Origin of the sequence: Janthinobacterium sp. SUN120 (genome assembly GCF_030397735.1) — a bacterium.
In the GTDB taxonomy this organism is placed as follows: Bacteria; Pseudomonadota; Gammaproteobacteria; order Burkholderiales; family Burkholderiaceae_D; genus Janthinobacterium; species Janthinobacterium kumbetense.
This window is the reverse complement of record NZ_JAPUBW010000002.1, coordinates 1,678,454-1,697,604: the sequence shown is the minus strand read 5'-3', so window position 1 is coordinate 1,697,604 and position 19,151 is coordinate 1,678,454. Positions and strand designations below refer to the sequence as shown.

13 protein-coding genes are annotated in these 19,151 nt (G+C 62.0%); all 13 read left to right on the top strand.

Annotated elements, in window-relative coordinates; translation table 11 throughout:
- The 13 genes from lptE to O0879_RS17290 all read left to right on the top strand — a co-directional run bounded on the left by lptE (position 1) and on the right by O0879_RS17290 (position 19,132).
- Positions 1 to 600 carry an LPS assembly lipoprotein LptE gene (gene lptE, locus O0879_RS17350; protein WP_289912764.1) on the top strand — a complete coding sequence of 200 codons (600 nt, stop codon included), beginning with the start codon at positions 1 to 3 and terminating at the stop codon, positions 598 to 600.
- A gap of 10 nt (positions 601 to 610) precedes the next feature.
- A complete protein-coding gene (holA, locus tag O0879_RS17345) occupies positions 611 to 1,627 on the top strand; it encodes a DNA polymerase III subunit delta (RefSeq protein ID WP_289917719.1) in 1,017 nt (338 codons plus the stop codon).
- Positions 1,628 to 1,650: 23 nt separating this feature from the next.
- Positions 1,651 to 2,922, top strand: coding sequence for a glutamate-5-semialdehyde dehydrogenase (locus tag O0879_RS17340; protein ID WP_289907325.1), 1,272 nt, complete (start codon positions 1,651 to 1,653; stop codon positions 2,920 to 2,922).
- A gap of 70 nt (positions 2,923 to 2,992) precedes the next feature.
- Positions 2,993 to 3,430, top strand: coding sequence for a CopD family protein (locus tag O0879_RS17335; RefSeq protein ID WP_034745744.1), 438 nt, complete (start codon positions 2,993 to 2,995; stop codon positions 3,428 to 3,430).
- A 10-nt stretch (positions 3,431 to 3,440) separates the two neighbouring features.
- Entirely contained in the window at positions 3,441 to 4,055 is a 615-nt protein-coding gene (locus O0879_RS17330; RefSeq protein ID WP_077408767.1) for a 2-hydroxychromene-2-carboxylate isomerase, read from the top strand.
- 134 nt (positions 4,056 to 4,189) lie between these two features.
- Complete coding sequence (locus tag O0879_RS17325; RefSeq protein ID WP_289900338.1) at positions 4,190 to 5,359, top strand: class I SAM-dependent RNA methyltransferase; 1,170 nt, start codon at positions 4,190 to 4,192, stop codon at positions 5,357 to 5,359.
- A 180-nt stretch (positions 5,360 to 5,539) separates the two neighbouring features.
- Positions 5,540 to 6,820 (top strand): multidrug effflux MFS transporter, encoded by a 1,281-nt coding sequence (locus O0879_RS17320; protein WP_218965298.1) that lies wholly within the window; start codon positions 5,540 to 5,542, stop codon positions 6,818 to 6,820.
- Between the two features lie 203 nt (positions 6,821 to 7,023).
- Positions 7,024 to 9,177, top strand: coding sequence for an HDOD domain-containing protein (locus O0879_RS17315; protein WP_289917715.1), 2,154 nt, complete (start codon positions 7,024 to 7,026; stop codon positions 9,175 to 9,177).
- A 5-nt stretch (positions 9,178 to 9,182) separates the two neighbouring features.
- Complete coding sequence (locus O0879_RS17310; protein ID WP_289907331.1) at positions 9,183 to 11,387, top strand: EAL domain-containing protein; 2,205 nt, start codon at positions 9,183 to 9,185, stop codon at positions 11,385 to 11,387.
- A 2-nt stretch (positions 11,388 to 11,389) separates the two neighbouring features.
- Positions 11,390 to 12,964 (top strand): SEL1-like repeat protein, encoded by a 1,575-nt coding sequence (locus O0879_RS17305; protein WP_289917714.1) that lies wholly within the window; start codon positions 11,390 to 11,392, stop codon positions 12,962 to 12,964.
- A 182-nt stretch (positions 12,965 to 13,146) separates the two neighbouring features.
- Entirely contained in the window at positions 13,147 to 13,848 is a 702-nt protein-coding gene (locus O0879_RS17300) for a DUF4197 domain-containing protein (protein ID WP_289907333.1), read from the top strand.
- A 380-nt stretch (positions 13,849 to 14,228) separates the two neighbouring features.
- Positions 14,229 to 17,168 (top strand): YjbH domain-containing protein, encoded by a 2,940-nt coding sequence (locus tag O0879_RS17295; protein WP_289917712.1) that lies wholly within the window; start codon positions 14,229 to 14,231, stop codon positions 17,166 to 17,168.
- Positions 17,078 to 19,132, top strand: coding sequence for an SLBB domain-containing protein (locus tag O0879_RS17290; RefSeq protein ID WP_289917711.1), 2,055 nt, complete (start codon positions 17,078 to 17,080; stop codon positions 19,130 to 19,132). Before O0879_RS17295 ends, O0879_RS17290 begins: the two co-directional genes overlap by 91 nt.
- The last annotated feature ends 19 nt before the right edge of the window (positions 19,133 to 19,151 follow it).

The following is a 19,151-nucleotide window of genomic DNA, read 5'->3' as shown; positions in this document are numbered from 1 at the left end:
ATGACGACTTCCTCTTCCGTATCGCTGTTGGGCCGCCGCGCCGTGCTGGCCTTGGGCCTGACTGTTTTGCTGTCGGCCTGCGGCTTTCATTTGCGCGGTTCGAACGGCAGTTTCATGCTGCCGTTCGCGACGATGTACATCGGCTTGCCCGACACGTCGCCGCTGGCGATCGGCCTGAAGCGCTATATCCGCGCCATCGGCAGCACGGAAGTGGTGAACACCAGGGATGGCGCCGACGCCGTCCTTGAAGTGCTCAGCGACCCGGAGAGGAATCAGACCAAGACCATTTTGTCGCTGAACAAAAATGGCCGGGTACAAGAGTATCAACTTGGCTATTCGATCAATTTCCGCGTGGTGGACAAGGCCGGCAACCAGTTGCTGGCGCCGACGACCATCAGCCTGGTGCGTCCGATTACCTTCGATGAATCGCAGGTACTGGCCAAGGAAACGGAAGAAGCGGCGCTGTACCGCGACATGCGCAACGACCTGGTGCAGCAGATCATGCGCCGCCTGGCCGCCATCAAGCCGGTGCTGCCGGCCATGTCGGTGGCGCCAGTGGCGCCCGTGACGCCGGTCGCGCCGGCAGCTCCGCAGCAGTAACGGGGACGCCATGCAATTGCGGATAGACGCGCTCGATGGGCATGTGGCCAAGCCGCTGGCGCAGCTGTATGTGATCACCAGCGACGAACACCTGCTGGCGCTGGAAGCGGCCGACAAGATCCGCCGCGCGGCGCGCGCGCAGGGTTACTCCGAGCGCGACGTGCTGACGGTGGAGCGCAGCTTCAAGTGGGGCGAACTGCTGGCGGCGAACCAGGAGCTGTCGCTGTTCGGTGACAAGAAAATGATCGAGTTGCGCATCCCCACCGGCAAGCCGGGCAAGGATGGCGGCGCGGCGCTGCAAAGCTACGCGAAAAACCTCAGTCCAGACAACCTGACCCTGATCACCTTGCCCAAGCTGGATTGGGCCACGCAGAAGGCGGCCTGGGTCGCCAGCCTGCAGCAGGCGGCCGTGTATATCGACATTCCGAATGTGGAACGGGCGCAGTTGCCGGCCTGGATATCCCAGCGCCTAGCCGCGCAGGGACAAAGCGCCGAACGGGCCAGCATCGACTTCATCGCCGAACGGGTGGAAGGTAACTTGCTGGCGGCGCACCAGGAAATCCAGAAACTGGGCTTGCTGCATGCCGTGGGCAAGCTGACATACGAACAAGTGCAGGACGCGGTGTTGAACGTGGCCCGCTATGATGTCTTCAAGCTGTCCGAAGCCATGCTGGCCGGCGACCCGGCGCGCCTGGTGCGCATGCTCGAAGGCTTGAAAGGCGAGGGCGAGGCGCTGCCGCTGGTCTTGTGGGCCGTCTCCGAAGAAATCCGCACGCTGTTAAAATTGAAGGCGGGCATGGCGCAAGGGCGTCCATTGGGCGCGCTGCTGAAGGAATACCGCATCTGGGGGCCGCGCGAGCGGATGATGGAACCGGCCCTGCGGCGCATTTCGCTACCCGTGCTGGAAGCGGCGCTGCAGCAGGCGGCGCAGGTGGACAAGATGATCAAGGGCTTGCGCGCCAAGGGCTACGCGGGCGATGCCTGGGATGCCATGCTGCAGTTGGGCCTGAAGATCGCCCGAGGCTAGTTTTTTACTATATGGATACGAGCATGGACATCACAGAATATATGCAGGACGTGGGCACGCGCGCGCGCGCCGCCTCGCGCGCCATGGCGCGTGCCGACAGCGCCACGCGTAACCGCGCCTTGAGCCTGATCGCCGCCGCCATCGTGCGCGATGCCGACCTGCTGCGCGCGGCGAACCAGCGCGACCTCGATGCGGCCGCCGCCGCCGGCCTGGCGCCGGCCATGCTCGACCGCCTGACGCTATCCGACGCTGCCATTGCCACCATGGTCGAAGGCTTGACGCAGATCGTGTCGCTGGCCGATCCGATCGGCGAAATCTCGAACATGAAGTTCCGCCCGACGGGCATCCAGGTGGGCCAGATGCGCGTGCCGCTGGGCGTCATCGGCATCATCTATGAAGCGCGTCCGAACGTGACGGTGGACGCGGCCGGCCTGTGCATCAAGAGCGGCAACGCGACGATCTTGCGCGGCGGCTCGGAAGCGATTCACTGCAACCGCGCGCTGGCCAAGCTGGTGGCCGAGGGCTTGCAGGGAGCCGGCTTGCCGGCCGATGCCGTGCAAGTCATCGACACCACCGACCGCGCCGCCGTCGGTGCCCTGATCACCATGCCGCAGTACGTGGACGTCATCGTGCCGCGCGGCGGCAAGGGCCTGATCGCGCGCCTGATGGATGAGGCCACCGTGCCGATGATCAAGCACCTCGATGGCATTTGCCACGTCTATATCGACGCCAAGGCCGATATCAGGAAGGCGATCGATATCGGCTTCAACGCGAAGTGCCACCGCTACGGCACCTGCAATACCATGGAAACGCTGCTGGTGTCGCGCGCCGTCGCCGCGACCGTGCTGCCGCAGCTGGCCGAACTGTACCTGACCAAGCAGGTGGAACTGCGCGCCGATCCGGAAAGCCATGCGATCCTGGCCGCCGCTGCTTATCCGCACCTTGTGCCCGCCACCGAGGAAGACTGGCGCACCGAATACCTGGCGGCGATTCTGTCGGTGAAGGTCGTCGACGGCATCGACGAAGCGATGGACCACATCAACCAGTATTCATCGAAGCATACGGAATCGATCATCACGGAAGACTACAGCGATGCGCTGCGCTTCCTGCGCGAAGTCGATTCCGCCTCGGTGATGGTGAACGCGTCGACGCGCTTTGCCGACGGTTTTGAATATGGCCTGGGCGCCGAGATCGGCATTTCGAACGACAAGCTGCACGCACGCGGCCCGGTGGGACTGGAAGGCCTGACCTCGCTCAAGTACGTGGTCTTTGGCCACGGCGAAGTACGAAAATAGTCTCTTTCGCGGGCTGCCCACAAGGCGGCCCGCGCTCTCGTTTCTCTCCACCTCTGACACTGGGAACCCCATGCTCTTTCTCTGGACCAAAGCCTTCCACATCATCTTCGTCATGTCCTGGTTTGCCGGCCTGTTTTATTTGCCGCGCATCTTCGTGAATTTGGCGATGGAGACGGAAACGGTGGCCACCGAGCGCCTGCTGCTGATGGCGCGCAAGCTGTACCGCTTCATGTCGCTGCTGGCGCTGCCGGCCATGGTGCTGGGGTTGGCGTTGATGTGGATGCTGTACGGTGGCGGCGAGGGCCGCATGAAGATGCCGGGCTGGATGCACGCCAAGCTGACGTTCGTGGTGCTGCTGCTCGGCTATCACCACGCCTGCGGTTCCATCCTGCGCAAGTTTGAAAAAGGTCTCAACAAGCGCAGCCACACCTGGTTCCGCTGGTTTAATGAAGTGCCGGTGGTGATGCTGCTGGCCGTCGTCGTGCTGGTCGTGGTCAAGCCTTTCTAAGGGAATCGAGATGAGTGCAAGTCAGAACAAAGTCGTGCAGTATTTCTTCGCGCCCCACTCGCCATGGACTTACCTGGGGCACGCACGCCTGATGGCCATCGCCGCGAGGACGGGCGCACAGATCGACGTGCGGCCCTTCGACTTGGGCAAGGTTTTTAGCGTCTCGGGCGGCCTGCCGCTGGCCAAGCGCGCACCGCAGCGCCAGGCGTATCGCTTGGCCGAACTGGCGCGCTGGTCGGCCTTTTTGCAAGTTCCCCTGACCTTGCAGCCCAAGTTTTTTCCCGTGTCGCCGGAAGCGTCGGCCAAGCTGATCATCGCCACGCGCCTGGCGCACGGCGTGGAGGCATCGCTGAACCTGGCGCACGCCATCATGCGCGGACTGTGGGCCGAAGAGCGCAACATCGGCGACGAGGAAACCCTGGTGCAGATCGCGCTCGACGCCGGTTTTGATGGCCGCCAGTTGCTGAAAACGTCGGAGACGGCCAGCGTGCAGGCCGAATACGACGCCAACACGGAGGCAGCGACCGCCGCTTCCGTGTTCGGCTCGCCGTGGTACATCGTCGATGGTGAAGGGTACTGGGGCCAGGACCGCCTCGATTTTGTCGAACGGGCGCTGGCAGGGTAGTCAAGAAAAAGCAGTTTTTTAAACGTCGTATTTTTTAACGTAGTAAGCAGCGCCTGTAATTTAGCGGGCGTTTAACACAATGGAATAAGGGTACACCAACCATGGCTTCATATTTTTGCCCATGCCCGCGCGGCATGGAAGCGGCGCTGGCCGAGGAACTGGGCGAGATCGCCCAGGATAGTTCGACCATGAAGGTCCATAACCAGGTGCCGGGCGGCGTACACTGCTCGGGCGACCTGCTGGACTCCTACCGCATCAACCTGCATTCGCGCATCGCTTCGCGCGTGCTGATGCGCATGGCCCATTCCGGCTACAAGACGGAAAACGATATCTATGACCTGACCCTGGCGCAATCCTGGGAAGACTGGTTCGGCGTGCACCATACGATCCGCGTCGACGTCACGGCCGTCAAATCGCCGCTGCGCAGCCTGGAGTTCACGACCCTGAAAATCAAGGATGCGATCTGCGACCGCTTCCGCGACCAGTTCAACGAGCGTCCGTCGGTCAACACCAAGACGCCGGACATGCGCATCGTCGGCTTCCTCGATGCGCATACGTTTACCGTGTACCTCGACACCTCGGGCGAAGCCCTGTTCAAGCGCGGCTGGCGCGAAGAGACGGGCGACGCGCCGCTGCGCGAAAACCTGGCCGCCGGCCTGCTGCGCGTGTCGGGCTGGAAGCCTGGCATGGTGCTGTTCGACCCGATGTGTGGTTCCGGCACCATCCTGGCCGAAGCGGCGCAGATGCTGCAGGGGATTCCGCCGGGCGCCTCGCGCCAGTTCGCGTTTGAAAACTTCCACGACTTCGATCCGGCGCCGTGGAATGCCATGAAAAATGCCATCAAGGTCAATCCGCTGCCGGCAGAACCGACCATCTTCGGCAGCGACATCTCGGGCGACATGGTCGCCATGACGCGCCATAACCTGCGTTGCGCCGGTGTGCGCTTCGACGTGCCCTTGAAACAGATCGAGGCGCAGGAAGTCAAGCCGCCAAGCGACGTGCCGGGCATCATGCTGACCAACCCGCCGTACGGCGAGCGTATCGGCGTGCGCGGCGACAGCACCATCCCGGAAGACGAACTGTCGACGTCCTTCTATTCGGCCATGGGCACGACCCTGAAGCAGCGCTTTGCCGGCTGGACCGTGTTCCTGTTCACGGCCGACCTGGGTCTGCCCAAGCTGCTGCGTTTGAAAGAAGCGCGCAAGACGCCGTTCTTCAACGGCGCGCTGGAATGCCGTCTGTTCCGCTTTGATATGGTCGCCGGCTACAACCGTAGAGAAGAAGCCAAACCGAAAAACATCTGATTAAACCTACTGCGTGTTGCCACTTGCGGCTTGCGATGCTCACCGTACTTTTGTACGATTGCGCTTCTCGGCCACAATTGGCGGCCGCTCGCTACGGTTTTCTCAGGTGTTTTACGCGCTAAAAAATGCAGTATCACGCGCGCGGACCGTAACCGGTCCGCGCGCCACTTTGGATTCGCCATGTTTCCCACCCCTCCGGCCGATGTGCCGCCCGACCCGGTTACCCCCGTTCCTCCTCCCACGCCGAGCCACATGGCGCCGTTGAGCCGCGGTGCGCTGGCCATGATGCTGGCCGGGCTGTCGATGCTGGGGCCCCTGTCGATCGACACGTATCTGCCCGCGTTTGGGGCGATCCAGGGTTCGCTGCAAGCGTCGCCGCTGGAAGTGCAGCAGTCGCTGACGTTCTACATGTTGGCCTTTGCCGGCATGGTGCTGTGGCATGGCGCGATCTCGGATACCTTCGGCCGGCGCAACGTCATTCTCGTATCGCTGCTGATGTTTGCCATCGGTTCGCTCGGCTGCGCTTCCGCGCACACGGTGCACTACCTGTGGTTCTTCCGCATCATGCAGGGCGTCTCGGCCGGCGCCGGCGTGGTGATCAGCCGCGCCATCATCCGCGACCTGTATGCCGATGCGGCAGCGGCGCGGCTGCTGTCGCTGGTGACGATGATCTTTTCCATCGCCCCTGCGGTGGCGCCGATTCTTGGTGGCTGGATCGTCATCTGGTTCGACTGGCGCTCGATCTTCCTGTTCCTCGCCTTTTACACGCTGGTGCTGCTGGCGTTCTGCTATTGGCGCCTGCCCGAAACCCTGCCGATGGAAAAGCGCCAGCCGTTCAATCCGCGCTTCCTCGCGTCGAGCTATGGCCAGATCCTGCGCTCGCCCCTGTTCCACATCAAGGCTGGCATCGTCGCCCTCAATTTCGCGGGCCTGTTCCTGTTCATCACGGCCGCGCCGGAAATGCTGCCCAAGCAGCTAGGCCTGGGGCCATCGCAATTCGGCTGGCTGTTCATTCCCTGCGTGAGCGGCATCTTCATGGGCGCCGCGGCGGCCAATCGCATCGCCGGCAAGGTGACGTTCGCGCGCCAGATCGGCATCGGCTTTGCTTTCCTGCTGTGCGCCGCCAGCGTCAATGTCGTGTATCACCTGTTCCTGCCGCCCTCCTTGCCCTGGTCGGTGCTGCCCCTGTTCTTCTACACTTTCGGCATGTCGCTGGTGGGGCCGGGCGCGACCTTGCTGGCGCTCGACCTGTTCCCGCATATCCGCGGCACGGTGGCCTCGTGCCAGTCGTTTGCCAGCACCTTGCTGGGCGCCGTGGTGGCCGGCGTGATCTCGCCGCTGCTGTCCGGTTCCGTGCTGTGGCTGGCCTCGGGCCAACTGGCGTTTACGGGCCTGGCGCTGGCGCTGTGGCTGATATCGCGGCGCTTCCGTCACCGTTTGCTGGGTTCCTTCAAGGCATAAGTTTCCACTGCAGAACGCTAGATTTATTTCAACTTAATTTTCTATATTGCAAGTAATATTCGGCGCTTATGATAAGATGACTTCTTTTCCCGGCATCCTCTCAGGCGACATTTTTTTGGGTTACAGGAGTAGAGGATTCCTCTGACGTGGCCGCGCTTCGCTGCTAAGCGCTCATCCTTTTCGAACCGGCAATGCCTGATACGATGCATCAATCTGATCAAGATATTCGCAATCGCCTGCTGATTGCCCGCCTGCCGGCCATGCCGCAGATCCTCATCAAGCTGATCGCCCACCTGCAGGCCGACGATGCCGGCATGCCGGAGCTGGCCGCCCTGATCGCCAAGGATGCGGGCATGACCAGCAAGATCCTCGGCGTGGCCAACAGCTCGGCCTACCATCGCCAGGGCAAGGTCGTCAGCCTGGAGCAATCGCTCGTGTCGTTGGGCACGGACATGATCAAGACCCTGGTCATCAGCGAGTCCGTCTTCCAGACCTTCAACAGCTTCCCCCATTCCTGCAGCACGGATTTGCGCGCCTTCTGGAAAAGCTCGCTGTCGGCCGCCGTCATGGCGCGCGCGCTGGCCAAGGCCATGGGCTATCCGCACGCCGAGGAAGCGTATCTGGCCGGCTTGCTGCACAACGTGGGCCGCCTGGCCTTGCTGGCCACGGCGCCAAAGGAATACGCGTTCAATTTCACGGCGCGCGACGATGCCGCCCTGTGCGCGGTGGAGCAGCGCACCTTGCAGATCACGCATGCCGAAGCGGGCGCCTGGCTGATCGAACGCTGGCATCTCGATTCCTTCCTGGCCGACAGCGTGTTGTATCACCACGAACCGCTGGCGCGCCTGGAAGCGAGCCATCCTCTGATCCGCATCGTGCGCCTGGCGCACCTGCTGTGCTGCCATGCCGACGATGCGGAATCGATCACGCAGGCGGCAAGCCTGTGCGCGCTGGACGTCGAGGTACTGCAAGACCTGGCCGGCAGCGTCGCGCGCCAGGTGGCGCAGGCGGCGCAGCACCTGGGCATCGACCTGGCCGGTGCGGACGATATCGCCACGCCGCCCGCGTATGCGCCGCCATCCGTCGATCCGGTGCAACGGCGTCTGTCCGATGAAGTGCGCAATATGGTGCTGGTGTCCGAAGTGGGTCAGACCTTATCCCGCCAGCAGGGAGAAAGCAGCCTGCTGGAAGCCATCACGCGCTCGGCGCGCATCCTGTTCGATTTCGACACCGCCGTCATCCTGCTGCAAAACCCCACCGGCCATGCGCTCGTCGGCGTGGCGGCGGGCGAACATCAGCAGCGTCTGGCCGGCTTCTCGATCCCGCTGGCCAAGGGCGGGCTCCTGGCCGCTTCGGCGCTGGAGTGCCAACTGGCGTTCCTGAAGCGCGACATGCCGGCGCTGGGCATCGTCGAGGAGCAGCTGTTCCGCATTCTTGGTACCGACAGCCTGGTTTGCGTGCCGCTGGTGGCGGGCCAGCGCAGCCTGGGCGTGTTGATTGGCGGCGTGGCGGCGTGGCAGATTCCCGCGTGCCAGAAGCGCGAGGGTTTCCTGCGCGCCTATGCCAACCAGGCCGCCACGGCGCTGGAAACGGCCATCAGCGCGCGCGGCCTGGCACGGCGCCAGCTCGATCACGTGGCCGAGGAATACCGCGCCGCGTCGCGTCGCGTCGTGCATGAAGTGAACAACCCGCTGTCCATCATCAAGAACTACCTGAGCGTGCTCGATCACAAGCTGGAGAAGCAGGAGCCGGTCACGGGCGAGATGTCGATCCTGAACGAGGAAATCGACAGGGTCGGCCAGTTGATCGGCGGCCTGGCCGATCTGCAGCCGGTGGCGGCCAGTGGCGTGACCGATTGTGCGCGCGTGGTCGACGATGTGCTGCGCCTGTTCCGCGCCACCGACTTCCTGCCGCCGAAGATCGAGGTGGTCACGCGCATGCAGGATGCGCCATGCGAAGTGGAGGCCGATGCCGACATGCTCAAGCAAATCCTGCTCAACCTGCTGAAAAACGCCGTCGAAGCCTTGCCCGATGGCGGACGCATCGAAGTGGCGAACCGTGGCCACGTCAACCGTGACCGCCGCCTGTATCTGGAACTGTGCGTCAGCGACAATGGCGCCGGCCTGGCGCCGGAAGTGCTGGCCAATCTGTTTTCCCCTGTGCGCAGCAGCAAGGAAGGGGCGCATCACGGTCTGGGCTTGTCCATCGTGCATGACCTGGTCACCCGCCTGCATGGCGTGATCGGCTGCCGTAGCAGCAAGTCCGGCACCTCGTTTGAAATTCTGCTGCCCATTCCCTTGCCGGCGAGTGCTGCAGCCGCGCTGCCCGCGCCCGGCAATACCGCCTTGTCTTCGTAACGTTCATGAACTCCTCCGCCATTCCGTTTGACCTGGAAAACAGCCCGCGCATCCTGCTGGTCGATGACGAGCCCCGTTTGCTCGCCTCCCTTCACGAATTGCTGAAGGACCGCGGCTACCAGCTGTACACGGCCACCTGCGGCAGCGAGGCGCTGGCGCAGTTGTCGAAACTGCGCTTCGACCTGATCCTGCTCGACTTGCGCCTGCCCGACATGAGCGGCCATGAAATCATGGACCACATCAACCGGCGCGGCATCGAGGGCGACGTGATCGTCATGAGCGGCGACGTCGGCATCGAGGCGGCCATCGGCGCCTTGAAGCGTGGCGCCTACGATTACCTGCGCAAGCCGTACAGCCGCGAGGAGCTGCTCAAGACGGTGGAGAACGCGCTGCAAAAGCGCAAGCTGGCGCTGGAAAACGAGCGCATCGCGCTGCAGCTGGAAAACTCGGAAAAGATGTACCGCTACCTGGTCGACAGCTCGCCCGACATCATCTACACCCTGAACCACGAGGGCCGCATCACCTTCATCAACGACCGGGTACACCAGTTGCTGGGCTTTAGCCGCGAAGAGCTGATCGGCAGCCATTATTCGATCCTCGTGCACGATGAAGACCAGGAGCGGGCGCGCTATGCCTTCAATGAGCGCCGCATCGACGAACGCGCGTCGCGCAATGTGGAACTGCGCCTGAAGTGCCATAGCGGCAGCGGCAGCGACCGCACCTTCAACAACACCCTGATGACGATTCCGCTCAACTCGATCGGCATGCACAGCCACGATCACGAAGCCCGGAAGCAGGAATACTTCGGCACCTACGGCGTGGCGCGCGACATCACCGACCGCAAGCGCGCCGAGGAAGTCATTTCCTACCAGGCCTACCACGACATCCTGACGGACCTGCCGAACCGCATGCTGTTCAAGGACCGTCTTGGACTGGCCGTGATCCAGGCGCGGCGCAAGCTGACGGAACTGGCCGTGATGTTCATCGACCTCGATCGCTTCAAATTGGTCAACGATACCCTGGGCCACGTGAAGGGCGACGAGCTGCTGCAGCAGGTGGCGCTGCGCCTGAAGGATTGCCTGCGCCGCGGCGATACCCTGGCGCGCCAGGGCGGCGATGAATTCACCATCGTGCTGCCGGAGCTGCGCGACCGCCAGGATGCGCGCCTGATCGCCGACAAATTCCTCGAATGCCTGCACCAGCCGTTCGACCTTGATGGCAACCAGGTGCATATTTCGGCTTCCATCGGCATCGCCATCTATCCGGGCGACGGTGAGACTATCGACGAACTGCTGCGCCATGCTGACATCGCCATGTACCAGGTCAAAGCGCTGGGCAAGAATGGCCACAGTTTTTATCACGAGTCCATGCTCGACGTGTCGCACCAGAAGATCGCGCTCGAACAAAGCCTGCGCAAGGCACTGGAGCTGAACCAGCTGGAGATGTATTACCAGCCGCAGGTGGACGTGATGACGGGCCGCATCGTCGGCGCCGAAGGGTTGATGCGCTGGAACCACCCGCAGCGGGGCTTGTTGACGGCCGGTGAATTCCTGCCGTTCGCCGAGGAGAACGGTTTGATGCTGCCGATCTCGGACTGGATGCTGGGCGCCCTGTGCCGCGACCTGGTGCAGTGGAACGCGGCCGGCGGCGAAGCCGTACGCCTGTCGCTCAATCTGTCGCCGCAATACCTGGATCGGGGCGACTTTTTCGAGAAGATGCGCGGCGCGCTGACGCGCTACGGCATCGCGCCGGAAAAGATCGAAGTGGAGATCACGGAAAACATCTGCATCCGTAACCCGCAGTATGCGATCGAGCAGTTGAACAAGCTGTGCCAGCTGGGCGTGTCGGTGGCCATCGATGATTTCGGCACCGGCTATTCCTCGCTGTCGTATTTGCACCGCTTCCCCATCCACACCATCAAGATCGACCAGTCGTTTGTGAAGGAAATCCACGACGAGCACGGACACTATCCCGTCATCCTGGCCATCATTTCGATTGCGCGCGGACTGGGCCTGCACCTGATCGCCGAGGGCGTGGAAACGGAAGGCCAGGCGCGCTACCTGCAGGACAAGGGCTGCACCACGATGCAGGGATATCTGTACCACCGGCCCATCTCGCTGGGCAGCTTCATCGGCGTGCTGCAGGAGCAGAACCGCCTGATCGCCGATGCCGCCCCCGCGCTGTCGCAGACGCTGGCTATCGAGGCTTGACCATGCCGCTTGCCGATCCCCGTTACACGGCCGCTCATTACACGGCTGATTACCTGCGCCTGAAAGGGCTGGCCGAGAAGGGCAATGCGAACGCCCAGCACAGCCTGGGCTTCATGCATTTCAATGGCCAGGGAATTGAGCAAAGCTATGCGCTGGCGCTGCACTGGTATGGCCTGGCCGCCGCGCAGGGCCTGGAGCATGCGCAATACAACCTGGGTGTGATGTGCCAGAAGGGGCAGGGCGTGGCGCAGGATTTTGCGCAGGCCGCGCACTGGTACCAGCAGGCGGCCGAGCAGGGTTACGCGGCGGCTCAGTACAACCTGGGCTGGCTGTATGCCAAGGGCCAGGGTATCGCGCAGGACAGCGGGCAAGCCATGCTGTGGTTCAGCCGCGCGGCAGAGCAGGGCGACGCGGGCGCGCAAAACAATCTGGGCATGATGTATGACAATGGCAAGGGCGTGCCGCAGGACTTCGTGCAAGCCATCGCCTGGTACCGCAAGGCGGCCGAACAGGGCTATGCACGGGCGCAGTTCAACCTGGGCCTGCGCTACGACAATGGCCAGGGCGTGCGCCAGGACCGCCAGCAGGCGACGGCCTGGATGCGCAAGGCGGCCGAGCAAGGCTATGCGCCGGCCCAGTTCAACCTGGCGCTGCGCTATGAAAATGGCGACGTGCTGCCGCAGGACAGCGGGCAGGCGGTCACTTGGTACCGGCGCGCCGCCGAGCAGGGCCACGCCAGTTCGCAATTCAACCTGGGCCTGATCTACGACAATGGCCAAGGCGTGCCCTGCGATAAACAGGCGGCGCTCGAGTGGTACGTGAAGGCGGCCGGCCAGGGGCACGCGGCGGCCCAGCACAACCTGGGCCTGCACCATGAACATGGCGCGCAGGACTATACGCGGGCGCAGGTGTTCTATCGCCAGGCGGCCGGGCAGGGTTTTCCCGCGGCCCAGTATCAGCTGGGACTCCTGCATGAGCATGGACAGGGCATGCCTGCCGATGCGCAGGAAGCCATCTTCTGGTACCGCAAGGCAGCCGACCAGGGACATGTGCGGGCGCAGTTCGACCTGGGCCTGCGCTATGAACATGGCCAGGGCGTGCCGCAGGATCTGTCGCTGGCGCTGGAGTGGTACCGCCGCGCCGCCGAGCAGGATTACGCGCCGGCGCAATACATGCAGGGCGTGCTGCACGACCGCGACGATGGTCCGGCGCCCGATAGCCAGCTGGCCTGCGCTTGTTACTGCCGTGCCGCAGCACAAGGCCACAGCCTGGCCCAGTTCGCACTGGGCCTGCGGCATGACAATGGACAGGATGTGCCGCAGGATTATGCCGCCGCCTGGGACTGGTATGCGCTGGCCGCACGCCAGGGCCATGCGCGGGCGCAAATGAATCTGGGCTTGATGGCGGCCAGCGGCCAGGGTGGCCCGCTCGATTTGCAGCAGGCGTATATCTGGCTGTCGATGGCGGCGGCGGCCGGCGTGGCCGGCGCGGAAAAATCCCTGCGTCAGACGGCGGCGCGCATGCGCGAGACGGATCTGGCGCGGGTGCGCGAACAACTGGCGGCGATAGCAGACTGAACTATGCCGCCGGCGTTAGCGTGCGCGGATACAACAGCTGATGTTGTATAGTCCTTTCCCTCCGCCATCTGTGGCACCCTTTGTTTTCCCCAAGACGCAAAAAATTGCTGCAGTATTTGCAGTTTTGATGTGCTAAGGTTCCAGCAGAAGGTAGTCTGTCTATTCTCTAGAAAAGGAAAACTATGCGCCTGAACCCTTTCCCTGGCCGTTCGGCCGCCCTCCTGTGTGCGTTGGTGTTGCTGTCGTCCGGCGCAGGCGCCGGTCCCCTGGATGCTCTCAGTAACCAGGATGCGAGCAATGGCTTGAAGGCGGCGCTGGAAGCCGGATCGGCCGCCGCCGTTGCCAAGTTGGGCATCGAAAATGGTTTTCTCAATAACGACAAGGTGAAGATCAAGCTGCCCGGCATCCTGGAACAAGCCAAGCCCTTGCTGAAAATGACGGGGCGCGGCCAGCAACTGGACGACCTGGTGGTGTCGATGAACCGTGCCGCCGAGTCGGCCGTGCCCATGGCCAAGCCCTTGCTGCTCGACGCCGTCAAATCGATGAGCGTGAGCGATGCGAAAAATATCCTGTCCGGTGGCGATACCTCCGTCACGGATTTCTTCCGCCAGAAGACATCGGCACCCCTGGCCGTCAAATTCCTGCCCATCGTGAAATCCGTTACCGACCGTTCCGGCCTGGCCAGCAAGTACAACAGCACCATGAGCCAGATCGGCAAGACGGGACTGGTGCCGCAGCAGCAATCGACGGTGGAAGGCTATGTCACGGACCGTGCGCTTGACGGCCTGTACCTGATGATCGGCGAGGAAGAAAAAGCCATCCGCAGCAATCCGCTCGCATATGGCAGCAAGATTATCGGCAAAGTATTTGGCAGTTTGAAGTGACCTTTCCCGCCTGCCGCAGCGCCGCAGGCGGCGTTTGAGGTGCATGGGCAGGTGTGGCGCTAGGGAAACAAGTTAAGCATTTGCTACAAGAAAACAATGTTAAAATTCTGCGACATATATTCCTGAGGCATGATTAAGCAACGATCAATTGCCCGGAAGTACCGAGTTTTAGTGGCGAACTGATGCGTGGCATTGCAAGATGCCCGTCGGTTGGCCTTTTTTCGTTTTATTCACGTTTCCCCAAGCTCATTGATTTTCTGAATACATTGTCAGGAATTCCAGGTGCAGGATCTTTTAGGTAGCCGGATTTGTTAAGCGTACTCAGAAAATCAATCAAATATACCTGGTGTGGCTGTCTGGTGCTTGGCGCGCCTTCGGTGATGGCCGCGACCCCGAATCATGGTGGCCAGTCCGGGTATATCAATATGCCCAGCGCCGTGGTGGAAACGGATGGCACCTTCAGCGTCGGCTACAGCTACGACAGCCCGTATGGCCAGCTATGGGCGACGGCGAATATCCTGCCTTTCCTGCAAATGACGGGACGTTATGTGTCGATAACGGGCATACCGGGTTTTACCAATGTGCCCGGTGAATATGGCAGTGGCTATGGCCGCTACAAGGATAAAGTCGTTGACGGCAAATTGCGCCTGTGGACGGAAACGGAGTGGATGCCGTCCGTTGCCGTCGGCATGACGGATCTGTTCGGTACCGAGTTGTTCAAGGGGCAATATGTTGTTGCCACCAAGACTTTTGGCGCCAGCAAGAATATCGAAGCGAGCCTCGGCTATGCCCATAAACGCCCGGACGGGGTGTTCGCCGGCGCGCGCTGGACACCGGCCGCGCTGCCGCGCTGGTCGGTGGTGGCCGAATACGATACAACGAATTACTTGCGCGACTTCCGCGCCAGCGAAACGGACGCCGGCAAGCGCCGCAAAGGCGCGTCCGTGGGCCTGGAGTACCGCTGGGGCTGGCTTGCCTTGCAGGCGGCACGCAACCGCGACCAGTTCAGCGTGAACGCCTTTATCAGCATTCCGTTTGGCGAACGTGAGTTTGTCCCCAAGGTGTACGAGCCGCCGTATTTCGTGGACGACAAGAATCCGCCACCGCTGCCGAGCAAGGAAGAATGGCACCGCGATGCCGTGTATGGCGCCGACCTGGTCAATGCCTTGGTAAAACAGGACTATAAGAATATCCGGGTCGAACAGGAAGGCAATGTCCTTAGCCTGAGCCTGACCAACAGCCGGATTTCGAACATGGGCCGCGCCGTTGGCCGCGCCGCGCGCACGGCTGTCGCCTTCGCGCCAAAGGGCGTGACGACCCTGCGCATCACGTATACCAAGCTGGACCAGCCAATCGCCACCTACGAATTCTTTGATTTGCCAAAACTGAATGACTATTTGGCAGGCAAGATCGACCGCAAGGCCTTCCTCGATGTCGTGCTGCTGCGCTATCCTGAAAAAAGCGATGTGATCCGGGACGATCAGCAAGGCTGGCTGCAGGAATTCCTCGACAAGCCGGCACCCGTCGTTGCCGCCGCACCTGCACCAGTACCTGCGCCCGCGCCGGTACTGGCCGCCGTTTCCGCGACTGCCATGGCGCCAGCGGCGCCTGCTCCTGACGTTTCCGCACCTGCTCCCGCCAAGGCCGCCAATGTCCTCCAGGACGACGGCAAACTGGCCGTCGGCGTTGGCGTCGATGGCGACGTGGTGCAAATCAAATCGCTGGATCGGGAGGCGAACCGCTTCAAGGTCGCTCCCAAGGTGGGCTTCTTCTTCAATGACCCGAGCGGCGCCTTCCGTTATTCGATCTCGGCGGTAGCCAACTACGACCGCCGCCTCGGCGACGGTCTGTACCTGAATAGCGCCGCCAGCCTGCAGTTGCTGGAAACGGTATCGGGCGTCAAGCAGCCATCGAACAGCAATTTGCCGCACGTACGTACCGATATCGCGGAATATTTGCGCGGCGGGCGTTTTTCGCTGAGCCGCGTCTTGCTGAACAAATACGACAATCCCGCCGAGCGCGTGTATACCCGCGTGTCGGCCGGCCTGTATGAAGACATGTTCCGCGGCGTGGGCGGCCAGGTGCTGTACCTGCCGAAGGATAGCCGCTGGGCGGCCGACGTGGCTGTCGATGCCTTGCAGCAGCGTGGCTACAAGGGCTTGCTCGATTCGCGCGACTACAAGACGGTGACGGCGATCGGCTCCCTGCATTACCGCTTGCCGCACGATATTACCGTGACGGCGCGCGCCGGCCGCTTCCTGGCCAAGGACACTGGCGTGCGCGTGGAATTCAAGCGCCGCTTCCAGTCCGGTATCGAAGTCGGCGCCTGGTACACGCATACGAACGGCAACGACATCACCAGCCCTGGTACGCCGTCGAAGCCGTACCAGGACCGTGGCATCTTCCTGTCCGTGCCGTTGAACAGCATGTTGCCGATGGACACGCAATCGACAGCCGGCTTCGCCCTTGCGCCATGGACGCGCGACGTGGGGCAAATGGTGGCTTCGCCGGGCGATCTGTACGACATGTTCGAGCGTCCGCGCGCCGATATGCACAGTTACGATGGTCTGGGCAACTTTGCCGAGCGTCCGGACGAACAGCACCTGCCTGCCGTCAATCCGCCAGACCGGCCGTTTGTCAGCCCATGGCCCGCCATGCGCGCACGCCTGGAGCAATCCGCATCTGCAACGCCCAGCGCCCCTGAGTGGCTCAAGGCGACGGCAGTGGTCGGGGGCGTGGTGCTGGCATCAGCCCTCAGCGACAAGCCCGTCGACCGTTTCGTCAAGAAGCACGAGGATTCCAAGGTCTACCGCAACTGGGACAAGCTGGGCAAGGCCATGCCGTACGCGGCAGTGGGCGCCGCTGCCGCCGCCTTCGCCCTTGGCGATGAGCGCATGCAAAATATGGGACTCATTTCCCTGCAATCGGTTGCCGCGGCAACGGGCGTGGCAGTGGCCGGGAAATATGCGTTTGGCCGCGCCCGTCCAGAGGAAGACCTCGGAACGTGGAGCCGCGTCGGTAGCGGCAGTTCCCGTTCAAACTCGTCGTTCCCTTCTGCGCATGCCGCCATCGGCTTTGCCGCCGTGACGCCGTTTGCCAAGGAATACGATGCGCCATGGCTGTATAGCGTGGCTGCCGTGGGTTCCGCTGGCCGCGTGTTCGGCCGCAAGCACTGGGTGTCCGACACGGTCGCCGGCGGCATCGTCGGCTACGCCATGGGCAGCTGGCTGTGGCACGCGCAGCGCGACCAGAGCAAATCGGGCCTGTCGATCAATCCCGGCCCGAAGGAAATCAGCGTGACCTGGCAGGGCAAGTATTAAGCGCGCATGGCGCTCCCTTTACTCATACATCATTCATCCAGACAAAGACCAGCATGAAAAAGCAATTTCGTACTCCCCCGCCTTTCGTGAAACACATGATTTTCTCGGCTTTCCTGTTGGGGGCAACCTCTACCTATGCCGCAGGGCAGGACCTGGACATGGCTGACATGTCGCGCTCGAACCTGTCTCGAGCACAGGCAAGTGAGTCGGGCGCAGGTACCTTGCCCAGTATTCGTAGCGGCCGCAGTGATCCGCGCCAGGAGAAAACGCTGGCTGCCAATAATCTTAGCAAACAGGCTGCGGCAGGTACCAAGGCCGGCGCTTTCGAAGATTATGTCGATGGCGTGACGGGAAAGAAACTGAGCATCTTCGGCAAGGATCTGTTCAGCGACGTGCCGTCCACCTTCGCGCCGCTCGATGGTGTCCAGGTGAACCAGGAATACGTGATTGGCACGGGTGACGAGTTGCAGGTGCGCGGCTGGGGCATGGTTGACATCGACGTCAGCGCCACGGTCGACCGCAGCGGTGCGATTTTCATTCCGCGCGTCGGCTCCATCAAGGTCAGCGGCGTGCAGTACAAGGATTTGCAGGGCTATTTGAAAAAGGCCATCGGCAAGATCTACACCAACTTCGACCTGACAGCGAGCATCGCGCAAACGCGTGCCGTGCAGGTATACGTGGTTGGCCATGCTGTTCGTCCTGGTACGTATACCCTCAATTCCATGAGCACCCTGCTCAACGCCCTGTTTACCTCGGGCGGTCCGGACGCCACCGGCAGCATGCGTAATATCCAGCTCAAGCGCGGCAAGGATACCGTCAGCACCTTCGACCTGTATGACATGCTGGTCAAGGGTGACAAGAGCCGTGACGTCACCTTGCGCGACGGTGACGTGATCTATATCCCTGAAGTGGGTCCGCTGGTGGCTTTGACGGGTAGCGTGAAGCAGCCGGCCATTTTCGAGCTGAAAGGCAACGCGACACTGGCCGATGTACTGAGCTGGGCCGGCGGCTTTGATTCGGCTGCGGAAACCAAGCAAGTGATCGTCGAGAAAAACGTCGATAACCAATACAAGACCGTGCTGGAATTGGTGGCCGATAAAGGTGTCTCCAGCAGCCAATTGGCCGGCATTGCCGTCAAGCCTACCGATATCCTGCGGGTGTTCGCACCAGGCGCCGTACCGGTCCAGGCGCAAATCCAGAATGAATACGTGCGCGTGGCTGGCGAAACAAAGCAAAGCGGTATTTTCTTGCTGAAAAAAGGTGAAACCTTGCGCGAGCTGATCGCCCGCGTCGGTGGCGCCAATGAAAACGGCTACCTGTACGCCATGCAGTTGAACCGCGAATCCGTGCGCCGCGCCCAGCAAATCAAACTGAACCAAGTGGCCGACCGCTTCGAGCGCGACCTGGAATCGAATGCGACCCAGCGCATGTCTGCCTCGGGTGACAAGGAAAATGCAGCGAAGACCGCGGCCGAAGTGGAGCAGCAGCGCCGCATTGTGCAAAAGCTGCGCACCGTCAAGGCGGAAGGCCGCATTGTGCTTGATTTGCCGGGCGTCGATACACAAGTGAAAAACTTACCCGATTTGCCTTTGCAGGACGGCGATTCCATCTTGATTCCGCGCCGCCCTGGTACCGTGGATGTGCTGGGCTCCGTCTTCCAGCAAAACGCTTTCGTCTACCGTTCGCAGCGCACGGTCAACGACTATGTGCAGCAAGCTGGCGGCATCACCGCGAATGCGGATAAATCCGAAATGTACGTGATTCGTGCCGATGGCACGGCGCAAAGCGGCCGAGGTACGGGCTGGTTCAGCGGCATTGGTGGCGCGGCGTTGAACCCCGGTGATACCGTTGTGGTACCAGAGAAGATCGAGCGCAGCACGTTCATGCAGAGCTTGAAGGATTGGACTGCAATTTTCTATCAATTTGGTCTTGGTGCAGCAGGTTTGAAGGTGTTGAAAGATTAATGACTTGGCTGATGCAGAT

Bases quoted from the DNA above. Each gene is read 5' to 3' on its own strand.
- lptE (WP_289912764.1), top strand. From the start codon at position 1: ATGACGACTTCCTCTTCCGTATCGCTGTTGGGCCGCCGCGCCGTGCTG.
- holA (WP_289917719.1), top strand. From the start codon at position 611: ATGCAATTGCGGATAGACGCGCTCGATGGGCATGTGGCCAAGCCGCTG.
- O0879_RS17340 (WP_289907325.1), top strand. From the start codon at position 1,651: ATGGACATCACAGAATATATGCAGGACGTGGGCACGCGCGCGCGCGCC.
- O0879_RS17335 (WP_034745744.1), top strand. From the start codon at position 2,993: ATGCTCTTTCTCTGGACCAAAGCCTTCCACATCATCTTCGTCATGTCC.
- O0879_RS17330 (WP_077408767.1), top strand. From the start codon at position 3,441: ATGAGTGCAAGTCAGAACAAAGTCGTGCAGTATTTCTTCGCGCCCCAC.
- O0879_RS17325 (WP_289900338.1), top strand. From the start codon at position 4,190: ATGGAAGCGGCGCTGGCCGAGGAACTGGGCGAGATCGCCCAGGATAGT.
- O0879_RS17320 (WP_218965298.1), top strand. From the start codon at position 5,540: ATGTTTCCCACCCCTCCGGCCGATGTGCCGCCCGACCCGGTTACCCCC.
- O0879_RS17315 (WP_289917715.1), top strand. From the start codon at position 7,024: ATGCATCAATCTGATCAAGATATTCGCAATCGCCTGCTGATTGCCCGC.
- O0879_RS17310 (WP_289907331.1), top strand. From the start codon at position 9,183: ATGAACTCCTCCGCCATTCCGTTTGACCTGGAAAACAGCCCGCGCATC.
- O0879_RS17305 (WP_289917714.1), top strand. From the start codon at position 11,390: ATGCCGCTTGCCGATCCCCGTTACACGGCCGCTCATTACACGGCTGAT.
- O0879_RS17300 (WP_289907333.1), top strand. From the start codon at position 13,147: ATGCGCCTGAACCCTTTCCCTGGCCGTTCGGCCGCCCTCCTGTGTGCG.
- O0879_RS17295 (WP_289917712.1), top strand. From the start codon at position 14,229: ATGGCCGCGACCCCGAATCATGGTGGCCAGTCCGGGTATATCAATATG.